The organism is Paracidovorax citrulli (genome assembly GCF_900100305.1).
Classification (GTDB): Bacteria; Pseudomonadota; Gammaproteobacteria; order Burkholderiales; family Burkholderiaceae_C; genus Paracidovorax; species Paracidovorax citrulli.
The window spans coordinates 1-1,878 of record NZ_FNEY01000066.1 but is presented as its reverse complement, the minus strand read 5'-3'; the positions used below and the strand labels follow the sequence as shown (position 1 = coordinate 1,878).

Here is a 1,878-nt window from a genome sequence, read left to right as displayed (position 1 = left end):
GACCTTCGACCACAACTACACAGCCTCCTACTACCTTCATGAACTCCGAACACCGGAGTCCTATCGAGGCGACAACTATTCTGACGCGGGGGGGACGAACAAAGGCGGCAGTAAGGCAGTAGCTGAACTGGCTTGCTGCTCGCCTTGGCATGTACGGCAGGTCTGCGGCCGTGCGAGGCTGAGATAGGTGGCCGGGGCCTTCCCGCCGGGGTAAGCTTGCCTGCTCTCCTGCCGGGATCGCCGCCGCGTTCCGGTCCTGCCGTTCCCGATCGATGCCCCGACATCCCCGCCCATGGATGCCCTCCACGCGCTGATCCGCGATTTCAGCCAATCCCATACCTGGATCGAAGCGGCCGTGCTGGCCGCCTGCCTGGCGCTCGCCTATTTCGCCAGCCGCGTCCTCGGCCGCCAGCAGCCGCCCGATTCGGTGTGGTTCGGGCGCCGCACGGTCGATGGGCTGATGTTCCCGCTGCTGGCACTGGCCCTGGTCTATGCCGCCCGCGTGGGCGTGGAGACGGTGCTGGCGCAGCCCGTATTCCTGCTGCGCGTGGCGGTGCCGGTGCTCAGCTCGCTGGTGCTGGTCCGGTTCTTCGCGCGCATCCTCGCCAACGCGTTCCCGAAATCCGCGGCCATGCGGCTGGTGGAGCGCATCGTCTCGTGGCTGGCCTGGGGCGTGGCGGTGCTCTGGATCGTCGGTCTGTTGCCGGCGGTGCGCGCCGAGCTGGCCGGCGTCGCCATCCATTTCGGCAAGTCGCGGGTCACGGCGCTCACGCTGATCGAAGGATCGCTCTCGGCCACCGTGGTGATGCTGCTGGCGCTGTGGCTCTCGTCCACCGTGGAGCGGCGCCTGCTGGACCGGACGATCGTCGATCTTTCCATGCGCAAGGTGGCCGCCAACGCCACGCGGGCGGGGCTGCTGCTGGTGGGCCTGCTGTTCGCACTCTCGGCCGTGGGGGTGGACCTGACGGCGCTGTCGGTGCTGGGCGGTGCCGTCGGCGTGGGCCTGGGCTTCGGTTTGCAGAAGCTCGCCTCCAACTACGTGAGCGGCTTCGTGATTTTGCTGGAGCGCTCCCTGCGCATCGGCGACAACGTGCGCGTGGACGGCTTCGAGGGCCGCATCACCGACATCAAGACCCGCTACACCCTGATCCGCGCGGGCAACGGGCGCGAATCCATCGTGCCCAACGAGACGCTCATCACGCAGCGCGTGGAGAACCTCTCGGACGCGGACCGCAAGTTCAACATCACCACGAACATCACCGTGGGCTACGACAGCGACGTGTCGCGCGTGCAGGCCATCCTCTGCGCAGCCGCGGCCGCCCAGCCGCGCGTGCTGGCCGACCCGGCGCCGGTGGCCTACCTGGTGAACTTCGCTCCCGACGGGCTGGAATTCAGCCTCAACTTCTGGGTGAGCGACCCTTCGGCCGGAACGGTCAATCTGCGCTCGGCGATCAACATCGCCATCCTCGAAGGCCTGCGTGCCGATGGGATCGACATCCCCTATCCGCAGCGCGTGGTGCGCCTGCAGGCCGATGGCCCGCCGCCCGCCGGGCCCCTGCAGGTCGCTCATGTCGCACAAGCGTCCTCGCCGCCGCCCACGGCGTGACCGGACACCGCTATACTTCTGTAAAAAGCACGATCGTTCTTTTTTTGTGCGGGGCAGCCGGCCAGCGTGTTCTCCCGGCGGTTGCCCGCCGTTCCGGCCAGGGCCGGCGCATAGAATGGACCGGTTTACGTTACGTCAATCAATCAACCCGTTTAGGAGCCGCAGCAATGAAGGTCTTGGTCCCCGTCAAGCGCGTGGTGGACTACAACGTGAAGGTCCGCGTGAAGTCGGACAACACGGGTGTGGACATCGCGAACGTGAAGATGAGCATG

1 protein-coding gene and 1 pseudogene are annotated in these 1,878 nt (G+C 66.8%); both read left to right on the top strand.

Going from position 1 to position 1,878, the window contains the following annotated elements:
• Nucleotides 1-292: 292 nt before the first annotated feature.
• Nucleotides 293-1,606 (top strand): mechanosensitive ion channel family protein, encoded by a 1,314-nt coding sequence (locus BLR99_RS22125; protein ID WP_017439717.1) that lies wholly within the window; start codon nt 293-295, stop codon nt 1,604-1,606.
• 167 nt (nt 1,607-1,773) lie between these two features.
• Nucleotides 1,774-1,878, top strand: a pseudogene (locus BLR99_RS22955) (electron transfer flavoprotein subunit beta/FixA family protein); the annotation flags it as partial.